Source organism: Hydrogenovibrio sp. (genome assembly GCF_965140365.1).
Lineage (GTDB): Bacteria > Pseudomonadota > Gammaproteobacteria > Thiomicrospirales > Thiomicrospiraceae > Hydrogenovibrio.
The window spans coordinates 1,428,537-1,451,841 of record NZ_OZ223196.1 but is presented as its reverse complement, the minus strand read 5'-3'; the positions used below and the strand labels follow the sequence as shown (position 1 = coordinate 1,451,841).

21 protein-coding genes are annotated in these 23,305 nt (G+C 48.3%); 12 read left to right on the top strand and 9 right to left on the bottom strand.

Going from position 1 to position 23,305, the window contains the following annotated elements:
• The first annotated feature begins 4 nt into the window (after window positions 1-4).
• The 4 genes from tgt (at window position 5) to secF (ending at window position 4,583) form a co-directional block, all read left to right on the top strand.
• Window positions 5-1,117: a tRNA guanosine(34) transglycosylase Tgt gene (gene tgt, locus AC0KH7_RS07015; protein ID WP_472371987.1), complete on the top strand. Its 1,113-nt coding sequence runs from the start codon at window positions 5-7 to the stop codon at window positions 1,115-1,117.
• A gap of 95 nt (window positions 1,118-1,212) precedes the next feature.
• The gene (gene yajC, locus AC0KH7_RS07010) at window positions 1,213-1,545 is read left to right on the top strand and encodes a preprotein translocase subunit YajC (protein WP_029938235.1); all 333 of its coding nucleotides are present in this window, start codon (window positions 1,213-1,215) and stop codon (window positions 1,543-1,545) included.
• A gap of 129 nt (window positions 1,546-1,674) precedes the next feature.
• Window positions 1,675-3,552 carry a protein translocase subunit SecD gene (secD, locus tag AC0KH7_RS07005; protein WP_472371985.1) on the top strand — a complete coding sequence of 626 codons (1,878 nt, stop codon included), beginning with the start codon at window positions 1,675-1,677 and terminating at the stop codon, window positions 3,550-3,552.
• 14 nt (window positions 3,553-3,566) lie between these two features.
• The gene (gene secF / locus AC0KH7_RS07000; RefSeq protein WP_472371983.1) at window positions 3,567-4,583 is read left to right on the top strand and encodes a protein translocase subunit SecF; all 1,017 of its coding nucleotides are present in this window, start codon (window positions 3,567-3,569) and stop codon (window positions 4,581-4,583) included.
• Window positions 4,584-4,691: 108 nt separating this feature from the next.
• Here secF and AC0KH7_RS06995 read toward each other — a convergent pair whose 3' ends face one another.
• A complete protein-coding gene (locus AC0KH7_RS06995; protein ID WP_235585266.1) occupies window positions 4,692-5,138 on the bottom strand; it encodes a hypothetical protein in 447 nt (148 codons plus the stop codon).
• 259 nt (window positions 5,139-5,397) lie between these two features.
• Between AC0KH7_RS06995 and AC0KH7_RS06990 the strand changes: the two genes are divergently transcribed.
• Window positions 5,398-6,111, top strand: coding sequence for a TIGR01621 family pseudouridine synthase (locus tag AC0KH7_RS06990; protein WP_472371981.1), 714 nt, complete (start codon window positions 5,398-5,400; stop codon window positions 6,109-6,111).
• Between the two features lies 1 nt (window position 6,112).
• Window positions 6,113-6,562: a YcgN family cysteine cluster protein gene (locus AC0KH7_RS06985; protein WP_472371979.1), complete on the top strand. Its 450-nt coding sequence runs from the start codon at window positions 6,113-6,115 to the stop codon at window positions 6,560-6,562.
• A gap of 93 nt (window positions 6,563-6,655) precedes the next feature.
• Here AC0KH7_RS06985 and AC0KH7_RS06980 read toward each other — a convergent pair whose 3' ends face one another.
• On the bottom strand, window positions 6,656-7,138 hold the full coding sequence (locus AC0KH7_RS06980) for an FKBP-type peptidyl-prolyl cis-trans isomerase (protein ID WP_472371977.1): 483 nt from the start codon (window positions 7,136-7,138) through the stop codon (window positions 6,656-6,658).
• 44 nt (window positions 7,139-7,182) lie between these two features.
• Between AC0KH7_RS06980 and AC0KH7_RS06975 the strand changes: the two genes are divergently transcribed.
• Window positions 7,183-7,644, top strand: coding sequence for a CopD family protein (locus tag AC0KH7_RS06975; RefSeq protein ID WP_472371975.1), 462 nt, complete (start codon window positions 7,183-7,185; stop codon window positions 7,642-7,644).
• A 21-nt stretch (window positions 7,645-7,665) separates the two neighbouring features.
• Window positions 7,666-8,730, top strand: coding sequence for a sialidase family protein (locus AC0KH7_RS06970; RefSeq protein ID WP_472371973.1), 1,065 nt, complete (start codon window positions 7,666-7,668; stop codon window positions 8,728-8,730).
• 106 nt (window positions 8,731-8,836) lie between these two features.
• On the opposite strand, the gene AC0KH7_RS06965 is transcribed toward AC0KH7_RS06970, so the two are convergent.
• Complete coding sequence (locus AC0KH7_RS06965; protein ID WP_472371971.1) at window positions 8,837-10,957, bottom strand: TonB-dependent receptor plug domain-containing protein; 2,121 nt, start codon at window positions 10,955-10,957, stop codon at window positions 8,837-8,839.
• Window positions 10,958-11,459: 502 nt separating this feature from the next.
• On the opposite strand from AC0KH7_RS06965, the gene AC0KH7_RS06960 reads away from it, so the two are divergent.
• Window positions 11,460-12,587 carry a DUF1513 domain-containing protein gene (locus AC0KH7_RS06960; RefSeq protein ID WP_472371969.1) on the top strand — a complete coding sequence of 376 codons (1,128 nt, stop codon included), beginning with the start codon at window positions 11,460-11,462 and terminating at the stop codon, window positions 12,585-12,587.
• A gap of 104 nt (window positions 12,588-12,691) precedes the next feature.
• On the opposite strand, the gene AC0KH7_RS06955 is transcribed toward AC0KH7_RS06960, so the two are convergent.
• From AC0KH7_RS06955 to AC0KH7_RS06930, 6 genes are all read right to left on the bottom strand, one after another.
• Window positions 12,692-13,867: a porin gene (locus AC0KH7_RS06955; protein ID WP_472371967.1), complete on the bottom strand. Its 1,176-nt coding sequence runs from the start codon at window positions 13,865-13,867 to the stop codon at window positions 12,692-12,694.
• 2 nt (window positions 13,868-13,869) lie between these two features.
• Window positions 13,870-14,607 carry a PepSY domain-containing protein gene (locus tag AC0KH7_RS06950; protein ID WP_472371965.1) on the bottom strand — a complete coding sequence of 246 codons (738 nt, stop codon included), beginning with the start codon at window positions 14,605-14,607 and terminating at the stop codon, window positions 13,870-13,872.
• On the bottom strand, window positions 14,604-15,143 hold the full coding sequence (locus AC0KH7_RS06945; protein WP_472371963.1) for an FMN-binding protein: 540 nt from the start codon (window positions 15,141-15,143) through the stop codon (window positions 14,604-14,606). The genes AC0KH7_RS06950 and AC0KH7_RS06945 overlap by 4 nt, the downstream gene beginning before the upstream one ends.
• A complete protein-coding gene (locus tag AC0KH7_RS06940; RefSeq protein WP_472371961.1) occupies window positions 15,144-16,226 on the bottom strand; it encodes an imelysin family protein in 1,083 nt (360 codons plus the stop codon). It abuts the gene before it with no gap.
• A gap of 8 nt (window positions 16,227-16,234) precedes the next feature.
• The gene (locus AC0KH7_RS06935) at window positions 16,235-17,536 is read right to left on the bottom strand and encodes a di-heme oxidoreductase family protein (RefSeq protein WP_472371959.1); all 1,302 of its coding nucleotides are present in this window, start codon (window positions 17,534-17,536) and stop codon (window positions 16,235-16,237) included.
• A gap of 315 nt (window positions 17,537-17,851) precedes the next feature.
• On the bottom strand, window positions 17,852-19,345 hold the full coding sequence (locus tag AC0KH7_RS06930; protein ID WP_472371957.1) for an imelysin family protein: 1,494 nt from the start codon (window positions 19,343-19,345) through the stop codon (window positions 17,852-17,854).
• Between the two features lie 264 nt (window positions 19,346-19,609).
• Between AC0KH7_RS06930 and AC0KH7_RS06925 the strand changes: the two genes are divergently transcribed.
• The 3 genes from AC0KH7_RS06925 (at window position 19,610) to AC0KH7_RS06915 (ending at window position 23,187) form a co-directional block, all read left to right on the top strand.
• Window positions 19,610-20,869: a cytochrome-c peroxidase gene (locus AC0KH7_RS06925; protein WP_472371955.1), complete on the top strand. Its 1,260-nt coding sequence runs from the start codon at window positions 19,610-19,612 to the stop codon at window positions 20,867-20,869.
• Window positions 20,870-20,988: 119 nt separating this feature from the next.
• Window positions 20,989-22,353: a 30S ribosomal protein S12 methylthiotransferase RimO gene (rimO, locus tag AC0KH7_RS06920; RefSeq protein ID WP_472371953.1), complete on the top strand. Its 1,365-nt coding sequence runs from the start codon at window positions 20,989-20,991 to the stop codon at window positions 22,351-22,353.
• A gap of 180 nt (window positions 22,354-22,533) precedes the next feature.
• Window positions 22,534-23,187, top strand: a complete 654-nt coding sequence (locus AC0KH7_RS06915) for a peroxiredoxin (protein ID WP_472371951.1) — start codon at window positions 22,534-22,536, stop codon at window positions 23,185-23,187.
• Window positions 23,188-23,305 lie beyond the last annotated feature (118 nt).

Sequence of the window (23,305 nt, the reverse complement as noted above, 5' to 3'; positions counted from 1 at the left end):
TTGAATGAAATTTGAATTGGATAAACAGGACGGACGTGCGCGTCGCGGACGATTGATTTTTGACCGTGGCGTGGTGGAAACACCGGCCTTTATGCCGGTCGGCACTTACGGCTCGGTGAAAGGCATGATGCCGGAAGAAGTGGCCGACACCGGCGCACAGATTATTTTAGGTAATACGTTTCATTTAGCCATTCGTCCGGGAACGGACATTATCGAACAGCATGGCGATTTGCACGATTTCATTAACTGGCCGGGCCCGATTCTCACCGACTCCGGCGGGTTTCAGGTGTTCAGCCTCGGCAAGATGCGCAAAATCGTGGAAGAGGGCGTGCATTTCCGCAATCCTGTCAATGGTTCACGCTTGTTTATGGGGCCGGAAGAGTCGATGGAAATTCAACGCAAGCTGGGTTCCGATATCGTGATGATTTTTGACGAATGCACTCCTTATCCGGCTTCACATGAGGTGGCGGCCGAATCGATGCGTTTGTCATTGCGTTGGGCCGAACGGTCCAAAAAAGCACATGAAGGGAACCCATCCGCTTTATTCGGTATTGTGCAAGGCGGCATGTATGAAGATTTACGACAAGAGTCCATTCAGGCGTTGATGGAAATCGGTTTCGACGGCTACGCCATCGGCGGCTTGTCCGTAGGCGAGCCGAAAGAAGAAATGATGGCGACGTTGGATTTTACCGAACCGCATATGCCGAAAGATCGTCCCCGTTACATGATGGGGGTCGGAAAACCGGAAGATATTGTTGAAGCGGTTCGACGCGGCATTGATATGTTCGACTGCGTGATTCCGACCCGCAACGCTCGGAATGGTTTCCTGTTTACCCATTCGGGGGTCATCAAGATCCGGAATGCGGTGCATAAAACCAGTCTGGAGCCGTTGGATGCGAAGTGCGACTGCTATACCTGTCGGAATTACACACGGGCTTATCTGCATCATTTGGACAAGTGCGGTGAAATTCAGGGAGCACGTTTGAATACCATTCATAATCTGCACTATTATCAATTATTGATGAAAGGGCTACGTGAGGCCATTGCGTCGGATTCTTTAGACACATTTGTCGCCGATTTTTATGCTGAACGAGGCGAGACGGTCCCGCCGTTGTGATAAACCCATCTTGACGCAAAATAACACAGGGTTTGTTAATAGAATTTTCAAATTTTTTATGCAACAATAACGCAGTTAATTTTAAGGAGAAAAATATGATTTTGATTTCGGATGCCATGGCAGAAGGCGGCGCGGCCGCGCAAGGAAGTGGTTTTGAAGCGTTGCTTCCGTTGGTTCTATTGTTTGTGGTGTTTTACTTCTTGTTGATTCGTCCACAGCAAAAAAAGGTCAAAGAGCATAAGAAGCTGGTTCAAGCGTTGGGTAAAGGTGCCGAAGTGGTTACTTACGGCGGTTTGGCCGGTAAAATCCGCGAATTGGACGAAAACTTCGTCGATTTGGAAATCGCCGATAACGTTACCGTGAAAGTTGAACGTCAAAACGTTGCGCGCGAATTGCCGAAAGGCACATTGAAAGGGACGGCCGAATAAGTCGGCGTCAAAACAACAAGGGGCTGATCGGCCCCTTTTGTTGTTTTAAGAGAAGCATTTGCACGTATCGAAACCCACGGTGCGTACTCTCTAGGCTAACGCTTTAGCCGTTTTTTGGAAAATACGACCATGTTTGAATCAAGACAAAAAGTCATCAGTAATCAGTATCCCGCCTGGAAATATCTACTCTTGCTCGTTGTCATCGTGCTGGGATTGATTTATGCCGCCCCGAACCTGTTCGGTGACGATCCGGCGGTACAGGTTTCTCCGGCCAAGTCGGTGCAATTTAATGACGCGACGGAAAAGACCATTGAATCCACCTTGGCGAAAGCCGACTTGGATCCAAAATCCTTAAAATATCAAAACGGCCAGTTCCTGATCCGTTTTCACAATGCCGACGATCAGCTAAAAGCCAAAAGTGTGCTGAAAGAAGTCTTAGGCCGTCAGGCCGTGGTGGCGTTGAACTTGGCTCCGGCCACACCGGAATTTTTGAGAGCGCTGGGCGCACAGCCCATGTATCTTGGCCTGGATTTACGTGGCGGGGTGCATTTCTTGATGGACGTCGATATGGAAGCGGCTATCGAGAAAAATTACAACCGTTATGTGGATGAAATCAAAGCGACTTTCCGTAAAGAACGGATTCGGTATCTTGGTGTGGATTACCAACAAGATCACTTGATGGCAAAATTCCGTGATGCGGCCAGTGTGCAGTCGGCGGAGAAAGCGCTTCAGGTAGCTTATCCGGGGCAGTTCAACTTGATTCAAAAGCCGGAAGAGCATGCCTTGGAAATCCGTTTGCTTCCGAAAACATTGGAAGAAGCGCGCACCTATGCCTTAAAACAAAATATCACCACTTTGCGTAACCGTATCAACGAGCTGGGCGTGGCTGAGCCGGTGATTCAGCAGCAAGGTGACCGCCGCATCGTAGTGCAGTTGCCGGGGGTGCAAGACACGGCTAAAGCCAAGGAAATTCTCGGTGCGACCGCCACTTTGGAATTCCGTCTGGTGGAAGAAAAAGGCGATGCGATTCGTGCTGAAAAAACCGGGTATGCGCCAAATGGTTCTCGTTTATACCACTTCCGCAACGGGCGCCCGATTTTGTTGCAGCGCAGTGTGATTGTCACCGGTGATAATGTCATTAACGCGCAATCCGGTATTGATGCCGAAGCCGGTTCGCCGGAAGTCACCGTGACATTGGACGGTGTCGGTGGGCGTAAGATGTTGGCAACCACGAAGGAAAACATTGGTAACCGCATGGCGGTGGTGTTTATTGAAAATCGTGTGGATACCATCGAAAAGGGCGATGAAACCATTAAAAAACGCGTCACCACCAAAGACGTGATTAATGCGGCGGTCATCAGGGGGCAGTTCGCTAACCGTTTCCAAATCACTGGTTTGGACAGTCCGCAAGAAGCTCAGGATCTCGCGCTGTTATTGCGAGCCGGGGCCTTGGCGGCACCGATGGAAATTGTTGAAGAACGTACGGTGGGGCCAAGCTTGGGGCAGGATAATATCAACCAGGGCATGATGTCCGTGATCGTTGGCTTCCTACTGGTTTTGGTCATCATGGTGTGGCGTTATAAGACGTTTGGTATGATTGCGAATGCGGCGTTGACGCTCAACCTGGTGTTGATTGTGGCGGTGCTGTCTTTGTTGCAAGCGACCTTGACCTTGCCGGGGATTGCTGGCATTGTGTTGACCGTCGGGATGGCGGTGGATGCCAATGTGTTGATTTTTGAACGAATTCGCGAGGAATTGCGTAACTCGTCGGTGCAGTCCGCCATTCATGCCGGTTATGAAAAAGCTTTCGTGACCATCGCGGATGCCAATATCACCACCTTGTTGGCGGCGATAGTGTTATTCAGCTTCGGCACCGGCCCGATTAAAGGGTTTGCGATTACGCTGTCCATCGGGATTATTACCTCCATGTTCACGGCTATCTTGGGCACAAGAGCTGTGGTAAACGCGCTATACGGCAATAAGCCGGTAGAAAAATTATCGGTTTAGTCAGGAGAAACACTATGAGCGCACAAGTAAAAAAACAATATAACTTTATGGGCCATCGCAAGTTGGCGATGGGGGTTTCGCTGGCTTTTGTCATACTGTCGGTTGTGGGACTGTTTGTAAAAGGTCTGAATCTTGGCATCGATTTCACCGGCGGAACGATTATCGAGCTGTCGTACGAAGAGCCGGCCGATGTGGACAACATTCGCGATGCCTTACAGGTCAGTGGTTTTGAAGAAGCGGTGGTTCAGAACTTCGGTTCGGCAGAAGATGTTTTGATTCGCATCGCGCCGCGTGACGGCGTCAATTCCGCACAAATCAGCAATATGGCGATGGACGGCCTGCGTGACAACCATTCCGATGGTTTTGAGTTGCGTCGGGTGGAGTTTGTCGGCCCGCAGGTTGGGGACGAACTGACCGAAGACGGTGCTTTATCCGTGATTTATGCCTTGATCGGGATTTTGATTTATGTCGCTTTACGGTTCGAATTCCGTTTTTCGATTGGTTCTGTTGCCGCCTTGGTACATGATGTTGTGGTGACGTTAGGCGTATTTGCCTGGACGCAAGCCCAATTTGATTTGACGGTGTTGGCGGCCTTGCTGGCGGTCATCGGTTATTCTTTGAATGATACCATCGTGGTCTTCGACCGGGTGCGGGAGAATTTCCGAACCGTGCGTGACGGCACGCCGGAAGACGTCACCAACCTGGCCATCAATCAAATGTTGTCGCGTACAATCATGACCTCTTTGACCACCTTGTTGGTGTTGATTGCCTTGTTCGTTCTTGGCGGGGAAATCATCCACAACTTCGCGTTGGCCTTGATTGTCGGTGTGGTGGTCGGGACCTATTCCTCCACCTATGTCGCCAGTTCCATTGCGTTAGCGTTAGGGGTGTCAAAAGAAGACTTGATGAAACCGGTGAAGGAAGGCGCGGATGCGACGGCTCAGGAAGAAGAGTTAAACCGCATTTTCCTAGAGCAGGAAGCGGAGCGTGAAGCACGCGACGCGGCCAAACAGACGAAGCGCAAAAAATAATCCGGTTTTCAGACAGAAAATTGGAAATATAAAAAAAGACCAGGCCTGGTCTTTTTTTATGTCTGCCGTTCAGTGAACGACATTGAACAGGACATTAAACCGATTGGCTTAATGGTGCGTGGACGATACCGGCAGTTGTTTGATGTCCGACGCCATTAAGGCTTCAATCTGCTCCTGCGTCAAGTATTCATGCTCGTGTTCAGGGTGGTCCCGTTTCACGGCGCTGGGCATGTCGAAATCCAGGTGTTTCAACTGCTTTTTATTCATGGTGTTGATAAAGTTCTGCAGCGCTTGAATGACCTGGCCGTTCAAATCCCGATTGGTTTGCTCCAGAATAATGTCATGCAATTGATTAACCCACTTCATTTGAGTGGTGCGCACGCGTTCGGCATGCTCTCTCAGTTGATTGTTTTTCAGGGCTTCCGGATAAGCCGCCGTCAGCTCTTTGATATCGTTAATAATCATTTCAGCAATCTGGATGGTTTGTTCGGACGTGGTTTCCAAGCGTCGGTCAATGTAATCCAAACAGGTGCTGACTTTTTGTGATGTATTCATTTTACTCGCCATAATAGAGTTCCCCAGTGTTTGATTGTCAATTTGTTGACGTTTTAACGCCTGTTGGTTTGATTCAAACAGAACCATTACAAGAAGCATGCCAGAATTAAAGTTAACTTAAGGTATTGAAATTTAAATAATTTTAGTGATCTTTTAGTGTCATTTAATTGTTGTTTTTGAAGCGGCGGTATGAAATTAAATGACAATTAAGGCCTTGAATTCGGTAAACTTTCGCTTTTTTAGGCCATGACGGTTGCAAATGACACAGCGGATTTCAACGGTATTTCGGGGACAGGACTTCTGGGTGGTGAATAAACCGGCCGGTTTGGACTTTCACACTGAGGCGGGCACGGCGGGTGAAAAACAGCCAGGCCTGGCTGTTTTGCTGCAACAGCAATATGAATTGCCTGAGCTGTATCCGGTGCATCGTTTGGATAAAATGACGTCAGGCCTGGTGATTTTTGCACTTAACTTGTCGGCGGCGCAGCGCTTTCAAACATTGTTTGAACAGCGTGAAGTGGAAAAGTACTATCTGGCGGTTTCCACGCACAAGCCGAAGAAAAAGCAAGGCTGGGTGAAAGGTGATATGCTTCCGGCGCGTCGGGGCAGTTGGAAATTGGCCACCACACAAACCAACCCGGCCGTGACGCAATTTATTTCCCAGAGTTGTTGCCCGAATGAACGTTGGTTTTTATTGAAACCGCATACCGGCAAAACTCATCAGTTACGGGTGGCATTGAAAAGCCTTGGCGCACCGATTGCGGGCGATCAACGTTATGATGCCATGGAAAAAGCACGCCATGAAGAACGTGGCTATTTGCACGCTTATGGGTTGCGATTTGTTTATCAAGATGAAGAGTATGAGTTTGTTTTGAAGCCGGATCAGGGCGAACGCTTTTTAAGTGACGCCGCCGACGCTTGTTTGAACGAATGGCAAGCGCCTTGGCGGTTTTTCAAGAAAAAAGAGAAATGAGATGACGGATAAGACGCCTGAAAAACCTTTTTGGGAAATCAAAACCTTGGCGGAAATGACTCCAAGTGAGTGGGAAGCGATTTGCGATGGTTGCGGCTTATGTTGTTTAACAAAATTACAGGACGATGAGACCGACGAAATTGTTTATACCCGCGTGGTTTGCCCGTATTCGGATACCCAAACGGCGGCGTGTTCCGATTATGCGAATCGTTCGGTGAATGTACCAACCTGCGTTAATTTGACGGTGGAGCGGGTCGCCGAGTTTGATTGGCTACCGGATACCTGCGGTTATCGGGTGTTGTTGCGCGGCGATCCTTTACCGGGTTGGCACCCGCTGGTATCGGGCCATAAAGACTCGGTTAAAAAGGCCGGGGTTGGGTTGTTGGCGATTCCGGTGGTGGTGGATCGACCGGGGTTGGATTACGAAGACTATCTGATGGAAAAGCCGTAAAGCCATTTCAATATATCGGACGCCTTGTAGCGGATATAAAAAAGCGCTGGAATGTAATCATTCTCAGCGCTTTTTTGTTCAAGCTTTTAGCTTTTAGTGCTGGTGTCCGCCGTCGCCGTGTGCGTGGCCGTGTTCCAACTCTTCTTCGGTGGCATCACGTACGCCCATAACTTCAATGTCAAAGTTCAAATCTTTACCCGCCAATGGGTGGTTACCATCCACGGTGACCGTTTCGTCTTGAATGTCGGTGATTTCAACCGAGTGAACGCCTTGTTCGGATTGGGCTTCGAAACGCATGCCGACTTCCAGGTTTTCGACACCCTGGAACATGCTTTTCGGTACACCTTCTTGAATCAAGTTCGGTTCGATGTCACCGTAGGCTTCGCCGGCTGGAATGTTTGCGTTGAATTTATCGCCGGTGGTTTTACCTTCAAGCTCTTTTTCCAAACCAGGAATAAGATTGGAATGACCGTGCAAATAAGCCAGCGCCTGACCGTTTGAAGAATCGATTAAGTTGCCTTCGGAATCCGTCAAAGAGTAGTTGATCATGCCAACTTTATTTTGTTCAATTTTCATCTTAAAGTCCTGTTTTGTTCATGTTTTGAATCGTTAGAAATTGTATGATACAGATTCTAAAAACCGTATTGGAGAAAATCGACGTGTTGTGGTTAAAAACTTTTCATATTCTGTTTATGATGTCTTGGATGGCGGGAATCTTTTATTTACCGCGTATTTTTGTGCATTTTGTTGAAGGTCAGGCGGCTGGTGAACAGGTGGACCGTTTGGCGATAATGGCCAAAAAACTGTATAAATTTATGACCATTATGATGGTGCTGGCGGTGGGAACCGGACTTTGGTTATGGCTGGCGTATTGGCCATTGGCGCAAGGTATGGGGTGGCTGCACGCGAAAATTTTATTTGTGATTCTATTGTTAGGGTATCACTATTGGACGAAAAAGCGCACCGATGAAATGCAGGAAGGGCACTTGAATCACAGCGGGGTTTATTATCGTTGGGCCAATGAAATTCCGCTCTTGCTGACCATTGTGATTTTGATTTTGGTCGTCGTTAAACCTTTTTAAACACACTTGGTGATGGACACGATGAAAGCCTATCCTGACATTCAACTGGATTTTAAACGGGCGCCGAAAACCGAGACGAGTGTTTATTTGAATGATAGCGTGCAACCGTTGGGCATTGAACAAACCGGGCCGTTTGTTCGTAACGAGCAAGGTGAAATCGTTTGCATCAAGGCAACGCAGGCGCTTATCTCTAAAGATGATGGTCAAAGTTGGGATTCCGCGCCATTATTTTCCAGTGACGGGTTTGAAGCGCATGATTCGCACAGTTTGTGTGTGACTGAATTGGGTGTTATCGTGCTGGGCTTTTTGAATTTGGCCGATTATCATTTTAATTGGCGACGGAAAGCCAACAAACCCACACAAAACACCCAAATTGTTTTGTGGTCCGTACGCAGTTTGGATGGCGGTTATACCTGGGAAGCGCCCGTGTTGGTGTCGAAAGGGTATTGCGGGGCGACCACCACTATGGTTCAACTCGGCAGTGGCGAGCTGGTAATGGCGGCACAAAACCTCGATTATGAGACCGGTCGTCATTACAGCTTGACCTATCGCTCGGAAGACGAGGGCCAGACTTGGCAAGCCAGTAATAAACTGGATATCGGTGGGCAAGGACATCATGCCGGTTGCTTTGAAGGCAGTTTGGTTGAACTGAAAGACGGGCGGGTTTGGTATCTGATTCGCACCAATCTCGATTGGTTTTGGAATGCCTATTCCGAGGATAAGGGGCGAACTTGGACGCAGTTATCGCCAGGCTTGGAAGCCAGCAGTTCGCCGGGCATGTTGTGCCGTTTGCAAAGCGGACGATTGCTGTTGGCGTATAACCCTCTGACCAATACACAAGACGGCACCGCGCCACGAGTGGCCGGACTCTTTTCCGAAGTTGCCGCTTCTTGGTATCGGGCGGAATTGTGCTTGATTTGGTCGGACGATGACGGCCAGACCTGGTCAAAACCCAAAGTGCTCGCGCAATGCGATGGCGCTTGGTTGTCTTACTGTTATCTCTTTGAAGCCAGGCCTGGCCAAATTTGGCTAACCACCATGCAAAGCCATCTAAAAGTCCGTTTTTTAGAAAAAGACTTAATTTGACCAGACCTGGTGAATAATAAAAGCGGTATAAAGGACATGTGGATGGTTTAAACCCAATGCATGGATGTGATTGAGTTTAACCGATTTGAAAGGAATGGGGCTTTGTTTAGAATTTGGCGTTAATACCGCCGTAAATTAAACGACCGCGTAGTGGTCCCCAAATATGAGTGACGTCGACATTGCCGTCCGTATCATAAAAGAGTGGCGAATCGCCTTCTCCGGTTTGGGTGTAATCAAACAGGTTATTGGCACCGGCGTAGACTTTCCAATGGTTACCGAGCGATTTGGCGATTCTGACGTCCACCGTGTAGTAAGCCGGGGAGTGATCGCCTTTGCTTTCGGTATTGGCTTTATCGTCGTAATGCTGGTCGTAATCGGCATTGCTGTAATCTTTATAATCGCGTTCACCAATCCAGGTAGCTGTGGCGTTGAATTCCCAGCCGTGCCCTTCATAGTCGGCCATCAAACGCACACGCTGTTCCACCGGAATGATGCTGAAGGTGTCGCGGTAGTTTTTGTCGTAGAAGAAACCTTCCACCGTGCCGCCGGCCGACCAGTGCCCGGTCAGTTGGTAAGTGGCCGACACGTCGGCATGCTGTACCGTTCCGGTATCCGGGCTGTTGACCAGCGTTGGAATATTATGAATGGTTTCCAGCATGGCCAGGTTTTCCACTGCCGTCCAGGTATAACTGGTTTCAAAAGTGGTTCGGGCCCCGTTATAGGCTAGGCTGTATTGCGCTGAGTTGGATTTTTCCAGTTGATCGACACCAACGGAAAAACCGTCGTCGACAATGCCGTGATCGGTTTCAAAAAACGCCAGAGGAACGCGATAACCTTGTCCGGCGGAAAAACGGGACGTCCAGTTGAAGTTGTGATCGTAGCGGATATGCAGACGCGGGGCGACAACGGTTTCGTTAAAGTGTCGATCCTGATCAACGAAATCCACATTGACGTTATCGGCTCGTAAAGCCAGAGACACTTCCAGTTTAGAAGACGCCGTCCAGATATCACGAATATAAGCGCCATAGGTATTCAGATCGTAGGAATCGTTGGCGGGCAAAGTGCCGCCGGTGGATTCGGAACGGTAGGTGTCGTCTTTCAAGTCCACGCCAAACGTTAAGGCGTTGGTGTCGTTTAAGAAATAGTCGGCTCGTGCATCGGCATAATAAATGTCCTGATCGGCTTTGTAGGTGATGCCTTCGTAAATGGAGTCCATGGTAATGTCGACATAGGAACCGGTGACTTGTGTTTGCAGATCGGGTGAAAATTCATGTTGCCATTTGCCGGTATAGGCCTGTTTGGTGGTGACGATGTTTTCCAAGAAATCCCTCGGCGAGGCGCCGGCGGTCATATCCGGGCGATTATTGATGTTATTGTCCACAAAAGCCGCCGTACCGGGTTGAGAGGTTTCCGCCGCTTTTTCCGAAGCGGCAAATGGGGTGTCGACCATGGGGCCGCCGAAGACTTCCGAGCGCTGATCGGTCAGGCGGAAATCGAGATTGTCGGCTTCCGACGCTTTTAACCAGACCTGGGCGACCAGAGCGCGGTTTTCCAAAGAGGGGGACTCGTTTACCCAGTTGTTGTCTTCATCAACCTGCCCGCGATTGTCGGATTGAGCGGAAACAAAAAGGGCGGTGTCTTTGTCTTCACTGACTTTGGTGCCGACGATCTGGTATTTTCGGTAATCTTGATTGCCCTGAGAAAGGTCGAATTCCAAACGGTCGTCGGTCGGTTTGGCGGTGACGACGTTAATGACACCGCCAATGGCTTCGGGCGCAATAAGCGAGGCACCAGCACCACGAGCGATTTCCACTGATGTGACACCCGCCATCGGGATGGCGTCGTAACCATAAAAACCTTCCATAATGGAACTGTTCGGTACGCCGTTAATCATTAAGGTAGTGTGTTCACCTTTCAACCCATTCAACATAACGCGTTTGACCCCGCACAGTGAGCAGTCGGTACTGACTTTAACCCCTGGCTCATTCTCAATGGCTTGAGTTAGGCTGCCGGCTTGCTTCTTTTCAATTTTTTCCTGAGTGATCACTTCGGTGTGAACGATGGAATCTTTCAGCTTCAACATCTTGTCGCGTTTTTGTTTTGCGGATGCGGATTGAACGGTGATCGGTGCTAGCGTCGTTTTTTCAGGTGTGGCTAACGCCACATTGTGGGGGCCGAACATCGCTAATGCGAGCGGTGTTATCGCAAAAAATTGAGTTTTGTTCATAGAGAAAATAACCTTTAAAAAATAAATAAGAATCAAAATCATTAAGTTTGCTGTATGCTACAAAATAAATTTTTAAAAGACAATAAAAAAATTAGTCATAGCTAAAATTTTTATAGGAAGCAAGACTGATCTACTGAAAAAGAGCGAACTACTTTTCGGATACGGATGAATGGGCGAGGAATTTCATAAATTGAGAATTTAAACAATGAGTGCTTTTAACAAAATTAAATGTTTTTAGTATGGATAATCATTCTTATTTAAGGCAAAATAACCCTTTCGAATGATCGTACGCTAACTACTTCCCAGTTTAAATTCAAAGAGAGCTTTGCACGGGTGGAACATGAAAGAAAAATTCGGAAAAAAATTGGTTGATTTAGGCGGAAGACGCAGCTAATAGCTAGGCTATTAGCCAGTTTTTCAACAACAATCAGGCGGTTTTCAACCATTTTTACTCGTGTAATCATCTTGTGCAAATCTCTCTCAAATACAGTAAGGAAATCTTATGACGCTTCGTAGACGTGATTTTTTAAACGGACTCATGGTTTTTGGATTATCTCCCGCCATTATGGCAAAGCAGTTTTCCGAACGACCGAAAAATCCGCACGAAGTTTGGTTTTCCGCACAGGGAACGCGTTCTCAAGGTTATGGTTTTGCCGCTTTAACCGATGAAACCCATTTAATGAAAGGGCATAGCTCCTTCCGAGGACATGGTTCGGCTCTTCACCCTTTAAAGCCCGGCTCGGTGATTTTATTTGCTCGTCGTCCAGGACGAGAGGCTCTGGAAATTAACTTGAAAACCGGGGCGGTCGAAAAACGCTTTGAAGCCGCCGAAAATCGGCATTTCTACGGTCATGGTTGTTTCAGTGAAGACGGTAAGTGGCTGTTTACGACCGAAGCGGACCTGACGGGAAATATCGGCAAAATCGGTATTCGAGATGCTTTAACTTATCAGCAGGTCGGTGAGTACGAGAGTTATGGTATCGGTCCGCACGAAATGAAGTTGATGCCGGACGGGAAAAGCTTTGTGATCGCCAACGGTGGCATGCTGACTCGCCCCGAAAGTGGTCGGAAGGTGTTGAACCTGGATACGATGAATTCACACCTGACTTATGTTGATGCTTTGACCGGGCAGAAGGTGGATGAGTTTCATGTGCCAGAAGCTAAAGCCAGCATTCGGCACTTGGATGTAGCCAAAGACGGTACCGTCGCCATTGCCATGCAAGTACAACGTAAGGCGATGAGTTCTTCTGATATTGTGCCTTTGGGCGCGATTCAAAAACCCGGCCATTCTTTACGGTTACTGAAAGAACCGGTCGGTATTTTATCAAGCATGAACGACTATATGGGCAGTGTGGCCATTAATAACCGTAGCCGTATTGCTGGTTTTACCAGCCCGAGAGGGGATGTGGCCGCATTCTGGCATTTGGACGATGAACGTTTTGCAGGCTATTACCGTTTGAACGATGTGTGTGGTTTAACCGTTTCCGAGGATGAGTCACATTTTATTGTGAGCAACTCATTTGGCTCGGTGCGTCAGTTGGATGCCTTTAGTTTGCAGGAAAATAAAGCCAAGCGGCAAAAGTTTTCAGGCGTGGCTTGGGATAATCATATGATTACCGCCAGCATCTGATTCGTTAAGAAGTTAAGAATTAAAAAAACGCCCGTTTAATCACGGCTAAAGAGTAAAAGCCTTTGTGATTGAACGGGCGTTTTGCATTTTATGTGACTCGGGAGTTAGAACTGGAAGCCCATACCAAGATTGAAGCCATTGGTGTCTATGTTGTCTTGCGTCTGATTGACGACATCCACTTTGAAGACGATGTCTTCAATTGGCCAGTAGTTCATACCGAAATCGGTTTGCGTATTGTCGACGCCTTTTTCTTCGGACCATTGGCTTTGGCGAACGAAGAAGCCGAATTTTTCAAACGGTTTGTAATCCAGTTCGGCGTAAGCCCCCCATTGATTATCACGTCCGGCATTTTTGGCACCATCTCCGGCCAGGAACCAGTTTGCATAAAGCCCTTTAAAGGTGAAATCGGAGAATTGGTACACTAGGTGGGTGCTGACCAGTGTGGCGGAGTCGGCATAAGAATCTTTTGCGCTTTGATCCAAGTCAGGTTGATATTGAAGGGAAGCGGCAATTTCCAAGCCGGGTGTTCCGGTGTATTTGATGCGTCCCGTCATCGCTAGATCGTAAGCGTCTGCCGCGCCGCCTTCACCGGCCGGGCTGGTGGTTTTTTGTTTTCCACCTTTGATGTTGTATGGGTCGTTATTGGCGTCGACAGTCGGGTCCTGGGTTTTTAAACCTTCCGACAAGAATAGGTCGTAGCTGATTCCCGATGACATCTGCTGGGTAAACATGGCACCTGCGGCCCACCAAGTTGATGGAATGATGGTGGTTTCGACAATCGGCCGATCCACGCCGTAAAATGTTGGCGGTTCGTGGTTTTCGTTAATCAAGCCGACCGGCATTAGAATAATCCCGGTTTTCAGGTGCATGCTTTTGGTTTCGTCGAGGTCAAATTCCAGATAAGCTTGCTCCAGTTCCACTTCACCTGCCTTGGAGGCACTGGAAACAGTGTGTTCCAATTCGATCTCCGAAACCAGTCGAATGTCGCTGGTGAAATCATACCCGACAAAAAGGACAAAACGATGGAAATCGAAATTCTGCTCGTCTTTGCCATCGACGCTTAGGTTGTGGTATTTCAATTCGCCATAGCCGCCCAAATGGACTTTATGCAATGTCGACGACGAGGTGTTCTGTGGTTGAGACTCCACCATTTCGGTTAAAGCGTCCACTTTTTTTTCCAGTTCGTTAATGCGCTTGTCGTCGTCCGTTGCCGCGTGTGCGGGTAAATGGACCAGGGAAGAAATCACAGCTGTCAGTAACAGCTTGGAAGGGATTTTCATAATTATTTCCTTTTTGCTTGATTACGAAATTGCTTTAAATAAATCCAAAACCCGGAAAGACTGATAATGATAAATACGATGGCGAAACCATCCATGACCCAGTGCCCGTACGAACCGAAAAAGCGTCCGGAATGAATATCCAGAATCAAACGCTCTAACGACAGGCCTTGCCGGTAAAGAGCGTTTTGAAGTGGTTTTTTGACGTTATCGGGAACGGGAGTCAGCTCCATGCGATTAAGGGATTTGGGCTCGGAAGCCACGGGAGTCAATCGAGTCCAATCGGTATTGGCCTGCCAAACGGTACCGTCATTCATTCGGAAGTAGAGTGTGTGTTTATCGAACTTAAGACGTTGCAACGATCGATTTTCCGGGTAATTGAGCCAATCGATGGCTTCACCTTGGGCGGTGGTGAGCAGGGCGCGTGATTTTAAGGCTAGAAGAAAACCAAACGATGTTTTCCAAGCCCCTCGAAGTTCGCCCTCGCTCAGTTGGGTTTGATTGAAATAAACGTTTTTCCCCACTTGAATGAACCACTGGCGATCAAGAGAGATGCCTTGCGAAACTTGTGGAATGTCAATGCCGTACCAATCATTTAGCCAGGCCTGATGTATTTGTACCTGATTCAGCTTCAATCCATCCGTATGGTTGAGCAAAATGCCGGTAAACGACAGCAGAAGCACGACGACCAGCGCCGAAAGCCCTAGACGTTTGTGCCAGTTTCTTAACGCCGCCAGTTTCATTGAGCTTCGGCCTCCACCTGTTTGTCAAGGTACAGGGCCATACGCGCCAGTTTAGTGACGGCTCGCCAGGATAGAGTTGCGCCGGTTATGGCATCAATGCGGTCTGAGAGATCGTGGGAATCGGTTAAGCCGATACCTTCAAATTGTTTGGTAAAGAAAGGGAGCTTAACTTCCCATCCTCGGCTTTCCCGAAAGGCCAATACCCGCAGTTTTTGAATTTTGTGCCGTTCGATTTGAATGCCAACGTCGATCATTCTTTCTTTGCCGATTTCCTGCAAAATCCAGACTCGTCGGTTTGGAAAATGGGGGTTCTGCCAATAACCGACGCGTAAAAAGTGATAAGGATGGCCGAGAATTTCGGTTGTGACGCGTTTTTTATCACCGATGAGCCAGATTTTTTTGGCCTGAGTGTTGGCCTGCTGTTCAAAAGCCTCGGCGATAAATGTATCCGGTGCAATATCGGCTCTTACCCCGGTTGATGCGCCGATCAGCATAAAGGCGAGAATAAGCCAGGCCTGGTGAAAACCGAAACGCATTTAGTCTCCGTCGTTAAAGTTAATGCTGAGCGAGACGGCTAGAGAATCGGGAATTTCGCGTTTGAAATTTCCGTCTAGCAGGCCTATGTAGGTTGCCAAAGTGCTTCTATCCTGGTCAACGGCGGCTTGTTTTGCGGCCGCGAGATTGGTTTTAACCGTTTCGATTGCCGAGGTATAACCACCGGCTTCCATGTATTCGAAAAAGCTCGGGGTTTCACCGCGTCGATTTAAAAAGGCTTCGATACCGTCCAGCATTTGCAGAATATTTTGGTAAAAAACGCCGGACAGTTGGGCATCTAAAGTGCCTTGCAATTTACGGCGTTTGATGTAATCCAAGTGTTGCTGGATAGTGGTCAGCAAAGAGGGAATCGGTTCGGAGTCATCGTCAAGTTTCCCCGTTTTTAACAAGGTGGCATAAGGCGTGCCGGACGATTGGTAGCTTTGCAACCATTGCTCGGACAGTGTTGTACTCATACGGTTGACGAAAGCGGCCATGCCGAGCAGATAATCACATTTTCGGTTATTGGCTTGATAATCGGAAACGATATCAGACGGCGCTTGAGAATGACCACTGCGTGAGTCTTCGAAAATCAGCACCTCTAAAGACAGGAGCCCGGTTTTGGTGAAGGATAGATTGTCGAAATATGCTTCATTCAAGGGGGCGCTGCCGCTCACCTGAGTTTCAATTTCGCTGCGCACCGTATTGGTGTAATCGGTGCCTCTTTGACGCATGGATTCGATATAGTTTATCCGTGGCGTAATCAAGTCGTCGTTCAAAGGACCGATGTTATAAAAAGCGGTTTGATTCCATTGGTAAGAAAGGTTTTTCCAGGCCTGTTGCAGTTGGGTCAGGTGGGGTTCGTCTGTGGCGCTGCAAAACGCTTCTGCGGTCGATAAGGTGTTTGCAGTTTGGCTTTGAAAGGACGTAAAGGCGGGGGCGACTTCATTGTCGACGGTGTAGTTCAATGTAGCCTGTAACCCTCCTTCTGTTGTGTTTAACGAGTCATTTTGCCGATCACCACCGCAAGCGGTTAATAAAAACATCGGTAGGGCATAAACGAAGAGAGATTTTAATCGAATCATTTCGAGTCCTATAAAGATTTAACAAATGTGAGCAAGGCGTTACGGTAAGGCTCGTCCAAAGCAATAAAGGCCTGTTTGGTGTCTTCCGCTTCGCCGCCATGCCATAAGATCGCTTCTTCAATACTTCGCGCGCGACCGTCATGTAGAAAGTTGCCGGCACCGTTCACCTGCTGACTCAAGCCGACGCCCCATAATGGCGGAGTGCGCCATTCCGAGCCAGAAGCCTCATAATCCGGACGATTGTCCGCCAAAGCCGGCCCCATATCATGTAGCAAAAAATCACTATAAGGCCAAATGGTTTGGTTAGACAGATGCGGGTAATCGGGCGCTTTTCCGGTGGTGTAGGACGGGTGGTGGCATTTGACGCAACCGGTTGTGTAAAACAGCTTTCGCCCGAGTTGTGCGGTATCGCTTTGAAGGTTACGGGCTTTCGGCACACCGAGCGACCGAGTGAAGTCCACCATTAATCCCATTAATTTCTCGTTGATTTCCAAGCCGTCCGAGTCGTTGCCGGTCGGTGCTTTCAGGCAGTTTTTTTGGGCCGCGGTACAAGGCTGTGTCGGAAACACAGGGTTGGCAATGCCCATATCACCGTGTAGGGCCGCTGCGGTTTGTAAGCGAACACTGGCCTTATTCGCCTTCAATCCAAAGCGTCCCGGCACGGTTTGTTTGGTTTCGAAATCCCACACATGGTTTAATCGACCGGAAATGCCGTCACCGTCACGGTCATTTTCATCAACAAGTGCGTCAATCTGGACTTGAGGAATCTGTTCAATCAGCCCAACACCGTGAATCGGCGGTGCGTTACGAAGGCTCATTAAGGTGTTTGGCGATAAGTCGCCGTACCCAAGGTTTTCAATGCGTATTTTGGGTTGCCGCATGGCCACTTTTCGGCCGTCCGGATAGGTGAAGCTCTGTGATTGCCAGTCAATATAAACATAGCCTTCCGGGCGAACGTCTCCAGGTTGGTAAACCGGTTGTACATGGCGAAGTTGGTGGGCGAGGGCCGTGGATTGCGCTTGCAATTGGTCGCCGTAGATCGGCTCTGGTACCACGCCGTGAACCAGGTCTTTTCCGGGTAAGCTCAGCCGTAAAAAGTTGGTAAAAAGCAGTTGTTTTCCATCCTGTGGCATTAGGCCGCGTCCGCCGTTAATGTGGCAGGCCAGGCAGGTGCGGGCATTGTAAAGTGGACCGAGTCCGTCACGAGCGTCGGTGGCTGTCGGGGCCTTTATCCAGGGTTGGTGTGCTAAGGCTTTTCCGGCATGGAAATTTGCTTGCCGATTGGCCGGCAGGTTTTCTGCTGGTTTCATATAAGATGGAAATGGAAGGTAGGAAACACTGGTTTTCCCGCCTGGAAAGCTTTCGGTATTGGAAAAACCGGGTACGGTATTAGGCTTTAAAAACAGGGCCGCCGGCGCATAAAAAACTCCCAAGATAATCAGGATAAAAAACGCCAATAAAATAAAAATAAGAATGATTGCTTTTCTAAATTTCATAAATGGGGATTTTAGCATAATGAGATGCTAAAGTAGCGAATTTAACTCATAAATTCTGTTGTGCTGGGTAATGAAAAGCCGGGCAATCGCCCGGCTTTTTATGGAGAGAATGTTTAAACGTTACGGTGTTTATTCACATTCAGCGGTTGGATCGGTGGTATCGCAGGCGGTTCCTTCCGGATCGTAAGCGTCACCGTCGATTTCCATGGCTTCCAGAATTTCTTGCACGCCAAAGGCTTCTTCTGTCAGTGAATAAATCATGTCCGCTACGGGCTTCGCTCGTTCGCCTGTTTTATCCATAATCACTACATCCACCGGGTAACCGGCACGGGCATTGGCGTCAATTGCTTCATATTTGGTTTTGGTTGTGGTTAACGCGACTTCCAGGTCGCTTCCGGCTGAAGAGCCAACATCCGCCAAGTAGTCGTCAAGACCATAACCTGTGACGGCGCGGGTTGTATTGTCGTCGGTGCCGTCCAGTGTTGAATCATAGCCGGCGTAGTCGCCGTAATAAACATTGGCAATGCCTTCCGCGTTTAGCCAGAAATCACGGTGCGTATTATCGGAGAAGCAAGAGTGTTCGTCTTCTTGGGAGTCTGCCGACAGGGCAATCTGCATACGCTCACCCGCCAATTCGCCTTGGGCTAAGGTGCCCATAGCGTAAAGAATTTCATAGAATTTGCTTTTGGCTTGGTCAATTGACGAGACAGAGGTGAATTGGTCACGATAATTCCCGGCTGAATAGCCCGGTTGTCCTGATTTTGCCCAGCCATTACGAACGGTGGTCAAATCGTCAACCAGTTTCTGTGCGGCGACTTGAAGATAATCCAGGCGTCTCTGTGCATAAGTGTCAGAGGTAAAGTCTGTTAAAGGGCGCTGACCACCCGTTGCCAAGTTGTTGGCATCATGGGTCTTGACAGCTTCATCGCGGCTTCCGCTTGTGTCAGGACTCATCGTGTTGTCTAGGTCCTGTCCCCACAGCAGAAACTCGATGGCGTGGTAGCCGGCAATGACATCACGTTCATCGGCTGCTTGCATGGTGTTTGACAGTAACGTGGCATCAATTGTAATGCTGGTTGTATTAATGATGTTTGCATCTCCGGAGTTAACCGCTCCTCCCGAGTTCAGCCCTGGTGCTGGTACCGAGTTTTCCGTGACGCCGAGTTGGTCGTTTCCAAAGTCATTACCCGCAGTGGTATAGTCGATTAACGCTTCTCCTAGTGGCCAGGCATTGATATCACCCTCTGGGCCGTCTTCATTGGTATAGTCCGTAGAATCGATCGGGCTAAGACGAAAACGGTAGACTTCCGTTTGTCCATAAGGTTCACGGGCCACCAACCAAGCTTCTTTGGCGGCATTGAGGTTGGCTTGTGTTGGGTTGTTCGCGAAAGTATCAATAGCCTCTTTAAGGTTTTGCGCCGTATCCACCGAGTCGCTGTAGGCGGCATAAGCAATGTCGGCATTGGTTTCCAATACTTTTTGCATATTTGTTAAATTATGGGAGATGTTTGAAGAGCCTTGTTGGGGGTCGGGGTCATTTGAAGAACCGCCGCTGGATGAACCTCCGCAGCCGGAAAGTAGAGTGGTGGACAAAATGGCCGCTGTAATGAGTTTGAGTTTCATAAGGTTTAGTTTCCTTTATATTTGCGTTTTAAGTTTTTAAGTGAAATAAATGTAAACATTTTTATCGGCATGAAATTTTCAATATATTTTCATGATTATTCTAAGTGTAAATAATAATTATTGTCAATACTAATACTTAATTGATTTATTTTATGTTTGTCCATTATTATTCATTTCTTTATTTTGTTTGCTTCTCCCTTTAAAATAAACCGTCTTTGATGGCTTTTTGCTTAGTGTGGATTTAAAGTGGGTTTATAAAATTAAATGAAATTTCGAACGATTGTCTATTTGTCGGTCACAATGTCCTTGGCCGGGTGTGGTGGTTCTAGCGGCGGTTCCAGCGCTGGTAAAGATGGCGTTTCTTATAATTCCGAAGCGGAACTGGGAGAGGCCTTGTTTCATGACGTGAATTTATCCGAAAACAGAACACAATCCTGTGCCACTTGTCATAATCCCGGCCATGGCTTGGCGGACACACGCGACAATGAGGCGACTGATGTGGGCGTTTCTTTGGGAGATGATGGTTTTTCAATCGGAGTGCGTAATGCGCCGACGGCTTCTTATGCCGCTTTGATGCCAGCGTTTCATTGGAACGAAGAGGAGCAGGCTTATATGGGAGGACAGTTTCTGGACGGTCGAGCTTCCGATTTAGCCGCGCAAGCTGGCGGTCCGCCATTAAACCCGGTGGAAATGGCAATGGCCGATAAGCCAGCCGTGGTGGCGCGACTGGAAGAAAATTCCGATTATGTCGCGGCCTTTAAGCGTTTTTATGGCGACACGATTTTTGATGAATGCACTGCGGAAAGTTGTGAGGCTTATGAGTCTATGCGCGGTGCCATTGCCGAGTTTGAAAAAACCGATACCTTTGCGCCGTTTGATTCCAAGTGGGATAAGTTTGTGAATCGTGATATTCCGCTGTCGGACTTGTCGGAAAAAGAGCGGTTGGGCTATTCGGTATTTTTTTCCAATGCCAACAGCAGTTGTGTCAATTGCCACCAAATGAATGATGCGCCGCAGACCTTTGCTAAAAATCAAACTTTTACCGATGCAAAGTACTTTAATATTGGTGTGCCGAAGAATCAGGCGTTGATTGACTTGAACGAGGCGAAAGGCTTGAATGCTGGTTTTGTTGCAAACGGCGATATGGGGTTGTATGAGAATCCGGCCGTCACTGAAGAAACTGAAATGGGCAAATTCAAGGTGCCGACTTTGCGTAATGTCGCGGTGACCGGACCTTATATGCACAACGGGGTGTTTAAAGATTTGAGAACAGTGCTGGAATTTTATAATTTTATGGGCAATACGGCCGGAACCCAAAGCCCAATCAATCCGGAAACCGGCCAGGCCTGGGCGGAAACGCCGTTTCCTGAGACGATTGATCACGATCTGTTGGGGCAGCAACCTATGACGGAAGAGGAATTGGAAGGGTTGGAGTGCTTTTTACGAACCTTGACGGATGAGCGTTATGAGCATTTAATGCCGACAACACGTTCCGACGGTTCGGTTATCGATTGCAGTGATTAAAACACAAACGAATCTGAATATTCATACAAGCGGCTTTAATATTAGCCGCTTTTTTGTTTTTATGATCACAGGGGCTTTTTGATAAAATAACCTTTTCGATTATTTACAAAGAGCTTTTTATGTCACACGCGCAATCAACCGTCGGTATTGTCAGTTTAGGGTGCCCGAAGGCGACCGTCGATTCGGAGCGGATTCTCACCCAATTGAAAGCCGAAGGCTATCACTTAACCAACTCTTATGAAGAGGCGGATACGGTCATCGTCAATACTTGCGGGTTTATCGACAGCGCCGTGCAGGAATCGCTGGACACCATTGGCGAAGCCTTGGAAGAAAACGGTAAAGTCATCGTCACCGGCTGTTTGGGTGGAAAAGACGATAACCAAATCAAGGAGATTCATCCGAAAGTCTTGGCGGTATCCGGCCCGGCGGCTTATGAGGAGGTCTTGACAGCGGTACATGACGTGATTGCGCCACCGGCGCATGATCCGTTTGTGGATTTGGTGCCGCCACAGGGCATTAAATTAACACCGAAACACTTTGCCTATCTGAAGATTTCCGAAGGGTGTAATCATCGTTGTACTTTTTGCATTATTCCGTCGATGCGTGGTGACTTGGTTAGCCGCCCTGTGGCGGATGTGGTGGCAGAAGCCAAGCGTTTGAAGGAAGCCGGCGTTAAAGAGTTGCTGGTGGTGTCTCAGGACACGGCGGCTTATGGTGTGGACGTCAAATATAAAACCGATTTCGCCGATGGGCGCCCAACCAAAACCTCCATGCTTGGTTTGGCCGAAGCGCTGGGTGAGCAGGGCATTTGGGTGCGTTTGCATTATGTGTATCCCTACCCGAATGTCGAAGAAGTGATTCCGTTGATGGCACAAGGCAAAATCTTGCCGTATCTGGACATGCCGTTACAGCATGCCGATCCGGAGATTTTGAAAGCCATGAAGCGTCCGGGGAATGTCGATAAAACCTTGGAGCGCATTCAAAAGTGGCGCGAACAGGTGCCGGACTTGACCATTCGTTCCACCTTTATCGTCGGGTTCCCGGGTGAAACGGAAGAACAGTTCCAGAATTTGTTGGATTTCATCACCGAAGCGCGCCTCGACCGAGTGGGGTGTTTCCAGTATTCACCGGTGGAAGGGGCCGTGGCCAATGATTTGGCCGAGCCGGTGCCGGACGGGGTTAAACAAGAGCGATTCGATCGTTTCATGCAATTGCAGCAGCAAATCAGCGCCGAGAAGATGCAAGCCAAAATCGGCCGGACGATGCAGGTGTTGGTGGACGAGGTGGATGAAGAGGGTGCGATTGCGCGCTCTCAGGCGGATGCACCGGAAATCGATGGTCTGGTGTTTATTCCGGAAGGGCATCATTTGAGTCCCGGCGACTTTGTTGAGGTGGAAATTTTTGCAGCCGATGAATATGACTTGTGGGGCACTCCGGTGAGTGGGTTTATTCCTCAGGAAACGTCTTATGTCGAACTGGGGTAATGGATTGATTTTTAATGGGAAAAATGCATTGATAGTTTTTTGCTATTAAATTTTAATAAATAATTAATTAGATTAATTTTTGGTGCGTTGCTATAGTTTGCTCCAAGCATTAAATATGCTTGTGGATGAAAAAATATATTTTATACCTAGGTATAAATAACAACTATAGGAGATTCCAAAATGGAAAACCAAGAAGCACAAGTTATTTCTCTACCTCGTTTGAACGAAGCGGCACCGGCATTTGATGCGGTGACGACTCACGGCCGTAAAACGCTTGAAGACTACAAAGGGAAATGGTTGATCCTTTTCTCTCACCCTGCGGATTTCACGCCGGTTTGTACGACTGAGTTTATGGCGTTCCAAGCCCGTAAACCACAGTTTGACGAATTGAACTGCGAACTTTTGGGGCTTTCCATCGACTCGCACCATTCGCATAACGCTTGGGTATTGAACATCAAAGAAAAATTCGGTGTGGACATTGAATTCCCAATCATCGCGGATCTGGATATGAAAGTCGCGACGACTTACGGGATGGTTCACCCGGGTGCGGCCGATACGTCTGCCGTGCGTGCGACCTTTATCATCGATCCGGAAGGCGTCTTGCGTGCTATGATGTATTATCCGATGAGTAACGGTCGCTCCATGGATGAGTTTGTACGTCTTGTGAAAGCCATGCAAACGTCGGATGCGAATGCTTGTGCGACGCCGGAAGCTTGGCAGCCAGGTGATAAAGTCATCGTTCCACCGCCTTCCACCACGGAAGAAGCGAAAGAGCGCATGGCCTCCGGCGAGTACGAGTGTGTCGATTTCTACTTCTGTAAAAAATCCATCTAATTGGATTTAGAGACAAAACGTAGAATAAAAAGCGAGAACTGCCTGTTTTTACAGGCAGTTTTTGTATCTGAAGATTTGTTGAGAGCTTGGCATGAGATAGATACACCAGTAAACATGG